Here is an 8,393-nt window from a genome sequence, read left to right as displayed (position 1 = left end):
GCCCGTTTCTTTTTTTAATACCCCACCGGCCGGGTCGGGGGCGCGGGTTGGGTTTGGGCGCCGCGCCGGGTCACAATGGTTGGCGCACTGGGGGGGGGGGGTCGGCCGGGTGCACCAACCCCCCACCAAAAGGGGTGAACGGGCGTAACTTTCCCGCACGCGCGACGTTTGGTCGCGCTAAGAGATCGAACGGCTACAGACAGCTACGCAGCGTCAACCCTTGGGAAAGACCCACGGGTTGGGCTTGCAGGTGATGCCGTCGGACGTCAGGAATTTGGTCTGCTGCTGCATGACCGGCGCGAGCGACCCGTCCTGCGAGCAGCTCACATGGTTGTAGCCGAGCCGGTGCCCGACCTCGTGGTTGATCAGCATCTGCCGGTACGGATAGATGGCGTTGTCGCCGAGCACGTCGTCGTACGTCTTCGAACCCTGGGCCCACCGATACGCGTTGATCATCACGCGGTCGGTCGCGGCGGAGTCGCACGACACGTTGTCCTGCGTCGTGTCGAGGCCCGACTTCGCGCACCAGTCCGCCGTCGTGCCGGGGCTGGCCAGCGTGATCACGAAGTCCGGCTCCCCGGAGGAGACGCGCTCGAAGGTGCGGGCGCTGTCGTGGGCCCAACTCCGCTTGTCGTTCAGGGTCTTCTGCACTGCCTGCGCGAACAGCGCCCCGTCGAGCCCGAGCCCCTTCTCCACGTCGACCCGGTAGCGGAACTTCTGCCCGCCGCCCGGCGCCTTGACGTCCCCGGGCACCGCCGCGAACGAACCGGACGCCTTCAGGTCCGTCGCGAGCGGGTACTTCTTGGCCATCTTCTGTTCGTACGTCACCGGGGCGGTCTTCGCCGTCTCCTTCGGGGCGGCCCGCTGGTCCGTGCGCGAGGCGGAGCCACCGTGCGGTCGGCTGCCCTCGGCGGCCTGCGCCCGCGCGTCGCTCGCGGAGCCGTCGCCCCTGTCGGCGACCTGCCCGGCGACGACCACGGCGAGCACGGTGGTGACGGCCGCGGCGGCGATACCCGTGAAGGTCATGCCCCTGCCGCGCTTCTCCCGCCCGCCGTCGGCCCCGGCCGGTGTCCCGTCCTCCGGCGGCGCCGGCGGCTCCGCGTCCCACTCGGTCACGCGCGCGTACGGGTCCGCGGCCGCGGGGGCGTCGCCCCGCGCGGGAGCGCCGACATCCGCGGCAGCGTGGACACCGGAAGGGGCGTCGAACGCGTCGATGTACTCCTGCCGCGGGTGCCCCTGAACCGGCGCGTCCTGAACGGGGACGCCCTGAGCCGATGTGTCCTGAACCGATGCGTCTCGAGCCGATGCGTCCTCAACCGGCGCCCCCGGAACCGGTCGCTCGCCCCGGGGCCACGGCCCCGGCAGCGGCGAATCGGTGGGAACCGTCACCCCGTGCTCGGGACCGCGCGCCGAGGCGACCGGGCCCGCGACCCGCGGCACGGACGCGCCCCAGCCGCCGCCCGGCTCCCGCGGTTCGGGATGGCCGCCACGCACCGGCCCGGCCCCCGGACGCGCGGACGTGTGGCCGGGAAAGGCGGGGCGTCCGGACGCAGGCGGCGGAGTGGGCTCGGGCGGCGCGTCGGCGGGCCCACGTCGTCTGCGCCCGGTACCGACGCCCGGCCGCGGCGCGGCGTGCGCCTCGGCCTCTACCTGTACGTCGACAGCGTCCTCAGCGCCGTCTGCCGATCCTCGGCGGCGATGCCGTCCCACAGGCCGCCTCAGCTCCCCAGTGTCGTGTGGTCGTCGGTGCCGGACACGTCACTCACGGCGTCACCGGCACTACTGGCGCTCCCGCGCCTCTTGTTCAACGCTTCGGTGTCGGCGAGGAGTTCCCGGAACGCCGTCGCGACCGTCGCCGGGTACTCCATCATCGCGACATGCCCCGCGTCCGGGAGCGTGAGCAGCCTCGAATCCCGGAAGGCGCGTGCCGCGCGGGCCGCCATCCGGTACGAGACCAGCAGGTCACGCCCGCCGTATATGAGCTGCGTCGGCGCGAGCACGCGCTCGGCCTGGCGCCAGAGGCCGTGCTGCCCACCGAGCGTGTACGCGTTCACGACACCGCGCGCGGAGCGGGCCATCGCGTCCCAGAAGTACGGCAGCTGGAGCCGCCGTTCCATCTCCTCGACGGCCACCCGGAAGCCCTCGGGCGTGACCCGGTTCGGGTCCCCGTAGCAAAGGGCCATCACGCCGCGCACGCGCTGCTCGGGCGTCCACTCCTTCGTCAGGCGCGTGAAGAGCGGGGCGACGCCGGGCACCGCGAGCAGTCCGGTCGGCAGGGCGGTGCGCTGCACCCGGAGCTCCGGCAGCGCGGGCGACACCAGGGTCAGCGTACGGACGAGATCGGGGCGCGCGGCGGCCACGCGCGTGGCGATGGCACCGCCCAGCGAGTTCCCGAAGAGGTGCACAGGGCCGCGGCCCTGTGCGTCGAGATAGCGAACGATCCCGCGCGCGTGCCCGGTCACCGAGTAGTCGCCGTTGTCCGGTGGCGGCGAGTCGCCGAACCCCGGCAGATCGACCGCCTCCCCGTCGACGACGTCCGCGAGCAGCGGCATCAGCGCCGACCAGTTCCGCGAGGAGCCGCCGAGCCCGTGCACGTAGAGCGCGGGCGGCAGCCCCTCGCGCGCTCCGGGACGGGAACGGACCGACAGTGTCAGACCGGGCAGCCCGACCGATCGCAGGCGCTCCCCCTCGGCGACTTCGACGGCGCCCGGCTTGGGCGTCGCGGCGGCGATGGCGGGGGGCACGCGCGGCGACTCGGTCGAAGACATGCGACATATGTTACGAGACGATCACACAGTGGATCGCGTGTTCGCCGTCACAGGTCCGAACGCGCCACGACCGGGCGGGTTCGCTCAGGGAAACCCGCGCCACGCCGGGCCGGGGGACCCCGCGCCGCTCGGGAGATCCACGAAAGGTCGCATAGCGCCCCGATCGGGTGTCTCCTACGCTCGATATCAGGGCACCCGTCCACGAACGGACAGGTGACGAAGGGAGCCACCGATGACGGTCGACCCGAGCGACCCCGAGACCTTCACGGAGCGCCGCCCCGCCGAGGCGGGCGTGGAGACCCCCGAGGCCGACAGCGCGGAGCAGTACACGGACCTCGCACCCGAACAGGACGACGAGCCCGACACGGAGGCCGATCCGGACACCGCGAACGAGGCGGACCGGGCGGAGCAGGCCCGCGTCGTCGCGATCGACGAGGACGACTATCGGTGACCGCTGCACCGATATCGGTGAACGGGGCGGCATGATCCACCCATTTGTGACCACAGATGTGACATCGGGCTCACTACATGCGGTTTTCACAGGAGTCCGGTCCGTGAAATTCTGCGCTCGCACCGCGCACATCAGGGTTACCCAAAAGTACGATGGCGTCGCGGCGCACACCGCACACGGACAATCTTGGGAGGCGGCGTGACAGCCATCGAGCAGACGGAGGCAGCGCGCCCCAAGGGCACACGCCTGCCGCGCCGTGCCCGACGCAATCAGCTTCTGGGCGCGGCCCAGGAGGTTTTCGTCGCGCAGGGGTACCACGCGGCCGCGATGGACGACATCGCCGAGCGGGCCGGCGTCAGCAAGCCGGTGCTCTACCAGCACTTTCCCGGCAAGCTCGAGCTCTACCTGGCGCTGCTCGACCAGCACTGCGAGTCCCTGCTGCAGTCGGTGCGCACGGCGCTCGCCTCCACGACGGACAACAAGCAGCGCGTCGCGGCGACCATGGACGCCTACTTCGCGTACGTGGAGGACGAGGGCGGCGCGTTCCGGCTCGTCTTCGAGTCGGACCTGACGAACGAGCCGGCGGTGCGCGAGCGCGTCGACCGGGTCAGCCTGCAGTGCGCCGAGGCGATCTCGGACGTGATCGCGGAGGACACGGGCCTGTCCAAGGACGAGTCGATGCTCCTCGCGACGGGCCTCGGCGGCGTCTCCCAGGTCGTCGCGCGCTACTGGCTGTCCAGCTCCAGCCCGGTCGAGCGCGACACGGCGGTGCAGCTCCTCACGTCGCTCGCCTGGCGCGGCATCGCGGGTTTCCCGCTGCACGGCGCAGAGCACCACTGAGCGCGCCCCACTGAGCGCGCCCCTGCGCGCACCCGGCCCCGCCCCACGACGCACTCTGTTCCCGTCCGGCTGTTCGCTCTTGGCGTGCAGCCGTGGCGCCGGGAGTCTCGCCTGGCCGGGCTAATGTTTGCTGGGTACGGCGCGGTGTTCCGCGCACATCACGGATCGTCGGAGGGACAAGGCCGTGGAGGTCAAGATCGGCGTGCTGCACACGCCTCGCGAGATCGTTCTGGAGAGCGACCAGTCCGCCGAGGAGGTCGAGAGCGCGGTGTCCGCGGCGCTGTCCGGCAAGTCCCAGCTCCTCTCCCTGAAGGACGAGAAGGGCCGCAAGGTCCTGGTCCCCGCCGAGCGCCTCGCCTATGTCGAGCTCGGCGAGCCGTCGGCGCGGAAGGTGGGCTTCGGCCCGCTGTAGAACGTCCCGGAAGGGACCCGCGGCCAGAATGTGAAAGGCCTGATGGCACAGCTGCCATCAGGCCTTTTGCATGGTCACGGCGGAGACGCAGCCGATCCTCCCGCGGAGGGTTGCGCCCGGGAGGCCAGGGGTAGACCGGCTACGTCCGACACGCACTCAACGGCCGCGCGGGAGGTATCCGCACCATGCTTCTCGAAGTTCTCGGCTCCGTACTGCTCGGCACGGCGCTCGCCCTCTGGGCGGGCCACCGACTGCCGCACCGGCTGCCGTCACGCACACTCGTGCTGCCGACCGGCGTCGCGGGCGCCCTGTTCGGGGCGTTCGTCACCCACAGCGCGCTCGGTCCCGGCCATGCGATCGCCACGCTCGGCGGCGCGGTCGCCATGTCCGTGGCCCTGCTCTCGCTGCTGCTGCGCCCCACCCGTGGCAGAGCACGGCAGCAGCTGACTCCGTACGCGTAACCGCAGGAGGAGCGGCCCCGCAGGCGCGGTCCGGGAGGACTGGTCCTAGGCGGCGAGCCCCAACGCCGCCATCCGCTTGGTGTGCGCCTCGGTGATCCGCGAGAACATCTTGCCGACCTCGGCCAGGTCGAAGCCGTCGGCCACGCCCCCGACCAGCATCGTGGACAGCGCGTCCCGGTCCGCGACCACCCGCTGCGACTGCGACAGCGCCTCTCCCATGAGCCGCCGCGCCCACAGCGCGAGCCGGCCGCCCACGCGCGGGTCGGCCTCGATCGCGGCGCGCACCTTCTCCACGGCGAACGACGCGTGGCCGGTGTCGTCGAGCACGGCGAGGACGAGCGAGCGGGTGTCCGAGTCGAGGCGGGCCGCGACCTCCCGGTAGAAGTCGGACGCGATCGAGTCGCCGACGTACGCCTTGACCAGGCCCTCCAGCCAGTCCGACGGGGCGGTCTGGCGGTGGAAGCCGTCGAGCGCCTCGACGAACGGGTCCATCGCCTCGGTCGGCTCCACGCCGATCGCCGAGAGCCGGTCGCGCAACTGCTCGAAGTGGTGGAACTCGGCGGACGCCATCTTGGCCAGCTCCGCCTTGTCGGCCAGCGTGGGCGCCAGCTTCGCGTCCTCGGCGAGCCGCTCGAACGCCGCGAGCTCTCCGTACGCGAGCGCGCCCAGCAGGTCGACGACGGCGGCGCGGTAGTTGTCGTCCGCGGCCGCGGTGGCCCAGTCCTGGGCGGCGATTCCGGTGAGGCCCTGGTTTTCCTGGGATGCGTCGGCGGTCGGCGTGGCGTTGTCAGGCGTCTCCATGAAGCGCACAATAGCCCGCTCTCCGGGTCGTGGAAGTCCCTGGTCAAGGAGTGTGACGACGGCTACGTCCGGCATTCGGCCATCGCACATGCGCGAATCCGGGGTATGGTGGTAAAGAGCCCGCCGAGTGCAAGGCGCTGCAAGAGGCGCTTCTGCGCACTTCGGACGGGCCTCATGAATGAGGATGCCCGGTCGGAGGCCCGATCGGCTCCGACCCGACAGCCCTCCGGGTCGTACGTCACAAGGCGTACGGATCGAGGAGGGGCCCTCAGCGGCACGAGCGCTCGAGCGTCGGCAGTGGTCCCGCGCCATCCGGTCCACCCGATCCCCGCAGACCGCGGCTCGAGTCCGGTGTACCAGACCGGCACGGTCGAGAAGACCCCCGCGTTCGCCTCGCGCCGCACCTCACAGAAGAGGCAACACCCTGACTACGCAGACTTCGACTTTCCGTCAGCTCGGCATTCTTCCCGAGACGGCGGAGGCCCTTGAGGCCGTCGGCATCATCAACCCCTTTCCCATCCAGGAGATGACCCTCCCCGTCGCCCTTGCCGGCTCGGACGTCATCGGCCAGGCCAAGACCGGCACGGGCAAGACCCTCGGTTTCGGCCTCCCGCTCCTGGAGCGCGTCACCGTCCCCGCGGACGTCGAGGCGGGCCGGGCCACGCCCGAGCAGCTGACCGACGCCCCGCAGGCCCTCGTCGTCGTCCCGACGCGCGAGCTGTGCCAGCAGGTGACCAATGACCTCCTGACCGCCGGCAAGGTGCGCAATGTGCGCGTCCTCGCCATATATGGCGGTCGTGCGTACGAGCCCCAGGTCGAGGCCCTGAAGAAGGGCATCGACGTCGTCGTCGGTACGCCCGGCCGACTGCTCGACCTGGCAGGCCAGAAGAAGCTGAACCTCTCGCACGTCAAGGCGCTCGTCCTCGACGAGGCCGACGAGATGCTCGACCTGGGCTTTCTGCCCGACGTCGAGAAGATCATCAACATGCTTCCGGCTAAGCGTCAGACGATGCTGTTCTCGGCGACCATGCCGGGCGCCGTCATCGGCCTGGCCCGCCGCTACATGTCGCAGCCGACGCACATCCGTGCCACGTCGCCGGACGACGAGGGCGCGACGGTGCGCAACATCGCGCAGCACGTGTACCGCGCGCATAACATGGACAAGCCCGAGATGGTCGCGCGCATCCTGCAGGCCGAGGGCCGCGGACTCTCGATGATCTTCTGCCGTACGAAGCGCACGGCGGCCGACATCGCGGACCAGCTCAAGCGCCGCGGCTTCGCCTCCGGCGCGGTCCACGGCGACCTGGGCCAGGGCGCCCGCGAGCAGGCGCTCCGCGCGTTCCGCAACGGCAAGGTGGACGTTCTCGTCTGCACCGACGTCGCCGCGCGCGGCATCGACGTCGACGATGTGACGCACGTCATCAACTACCAGTCCCCCGAGGACGAGAAGACCTATCTGCACCGCATCGGCCGCACCGGCCGCGCGGGCAAGAAGGGCATCGCGATCACGCTGGTCGACTGGGACGACATCCCGCGCTGGCAGCTGATCAACAAGGCCCTCGAGCTGGACTTCAACGACCCGGTCGAGACCTACTCCTCCTCGCCGCACCTCTACGAGGAGATGAACATCCCGGCGGGCACCAAGGGCGTGCTGCCGCGCTCGTCGCGTACGCGCGCCGGGCTCGACGCCGAGGAGATCGAGGACCTGGGCGAGACCGGTGGCCGCGGGGCGTCGTCCTCGCGCGGCGGCCGGGGCGACCGGGACCGCGGCCGGGATCGTGACCGCGGCCGGGACCGCGAGCAGCGCGAGGAGCGTGAGCGCCCGGCGCGTGCGCCGCGCCGCCGTCGCCGGATGCGCGGTGGCGAGCCGGTCGGCGCCGGTGAGGCCACGGCCGCGCCCGCGACCACTCCCGCCCCTGCTGCCGCTCCCGTCGAGGAGTCCACCGAGCCGCGGACGCCGCGTCGTCGCCGTCGTACGCGCGGGAACGCCGCCGCCACGCAGGTCGCGCCGGTGGCCCCCGCCGCCGAGGCGGTCGTGGAGACGGTCGAGGCGGAGATTCCCGCCCAGCCGCGCCGCCGTACGCGCAAGAAGGCCGAGGCCGTCGTCGAGACGGTGGAGGCCGTGCCCGCGGCCGCGGAGCCGGAGCAGGCCGAGCCGAAGGCGAAGCCCGCGCGCACCCGCAAGAAGGCGGTGGCCGCGGTCGACACCGTCGAGGCCACCGAGGTCGCCGAGGCCCCCGAGGTCGCCGAGGCGAAGCCCGCCACGCGCACCCGTACGCGGAAGAAGGCCGAAGCGGCCGTCGACACCGCGGAGGCCGCCGAGGCCAAGCCCGCCACGCGGACCCGCACCCGTAAGAAGGCGGAGGCTGCGGTCGACACCGTCGAGGCCACCGAGGCGAAGCCGGCGGCCCGTACGCGTACGCGCAAGAAGGCGGAGGCCGCCGTCGACACCGCGGAGGCCGCCGAGGCCAAGCCCGCCACGCGCACCCGCACGCGCAAGAAGGCCGAGCCCGCCGCCGAGACCGCTGAGGCGGCCGAGGCGACCGAGGCGAAGCCGCGTCGCACGCGCAAGAAGGCGGAGGCCGCCGTCGACACCGCGGAGGCCGCCGAGGCCAAGCCCGCCACGCGCACCCGCACGCGCAAGAAGGCCGAGCCCGCCG

Annotated in this window: 8 protein-coding genes; 5 read left to right on the top strand and 3 right to left on the bottom strand. The window is 71.9% G+C overall.

Annotated features, from left to right (window positions below):
• Positions 1-213: 213 nt before the first annotated feature.
• Positions 214-1,710 (bottom strand): DUF3152 domain-containing protein, encoded by a 1,497-nt coding sequence (locus ACFV9W_RS33005; RefSeq protein ID WP_385768589.1) that lies wholly within the window; start codon positions 1,708-1,710, stop codon positions 214-216.
• A gap of 8 nt (positions 1,711-1,718) precedes the next feature.
• Complete coding sequence (locus ACFV9W_RS33000; RefSeq protein WP_385768587.1) at positions 1,719-2,768, bottom strand: alpha/beta fold hydrolase; 1,050 nt, start codon at positions 2,766-2,768, stop codon at positions 1,719-1,721.
• A gap of 232 nt (positions 2,769-3,000) precedes the next feature.
• Between ACFV9W_RS33000 and ACFV9W_RS32995 the strand changes: the two genes are divergently transcribed.
• The 4 genes from ACFV9W_RS32995 (at position 3,001) to ACFV9W_RS32980 (ending at position 4,932) form a co-directional block, all read left to right on the top strand.
• Complete coding sequence (locus tag ACFV9W_RS32995; protein WP_385768585.1) at positions 3,001-3,219, top strand: hypothetical protein; 219 nt, start codon at positions 3,001-3,003, stop codon at positions 3,217-3,219.
• A gap of 198 nt (positions 3,220-3,417) precedes the next feature.
• Positions 3,418-4,059, top strand: a complete 642-nt coding sequence (locus ACFV9W_RS32990) for a TetR/AcrR family transcriptional regulator (protein ID WP_326013966.1) — start codon at positions 3,418-3,420, stop codon at positions 4,057-4,059.
• 184 nt (positions 4,060-4,243) lie between these two features.
• Positions 4,244-4,471: a DUF3107 domain-containing protein gene (locus tag ACFV9W_RS32985; protein WP_326013968.1), complete on the top strand. Its 228-nt coding sequence runs from the start codon at positions 4,244-4,246 to the stop codon at positions 4,469-4,471.
• 185 nt (positions 4,472-4,656) lie between these two features.
• Positions 4,657-4,932, top strand: a complete 276-nt coding sequence (locus tag ACFV9W_RS32980; RefSeq protein WP_385768582.1) for a hypothetical protein — start codon at positions 4,657-4,659, stop codon at positions 4,930-4,932.
• A gap of 45 nt (positions 4,933-4,977) precedes the next feature.
• Here ACFV9W_RS32980 and ACFV9W_RS32975 read toward each other — a convergent pair whose 3' ends face one another.
• Positions 4,978-5,742 carry a ferritin-like fold-containing protein gene (locus ACFV9W_RS32975; protein WP_385768580.1) on the bottom strand — a complete coding sequence of 255 codons (765 nt, stop codon included), beginning with the start codon at positions 5,740-5,742 and terminating at the stop codon, positions 4,978-4,980.
• 517 nt (positions 5,743-6,259) lie between these two features.
• On the opposite strand from ACFV9W_RS32975, the gene ACFV9W_RS32970 reads away from it, so the two are divergent.
• Positions 6,260-8,393: DEAD/DEAH box helicase (locus ACFV9W_RS32970; RefSeq protein ID WP_385768578.1), on the top strand; the 2,134-nt coding region annotated here is incomplete at its 3' end.

Origin of the sequence: Streptomyces sp. NPDC059897, assembly GCF_042730865.1 — a bacterium.
Classification (GTDB): Bacteria; Actinomycetota; Actinomycetes; order Streptomycetales; family Streptomycetaceae; genus Streptomyces.
This window is presented reverse-complemented; position numbering and strand designations above follow the sequence as displayed.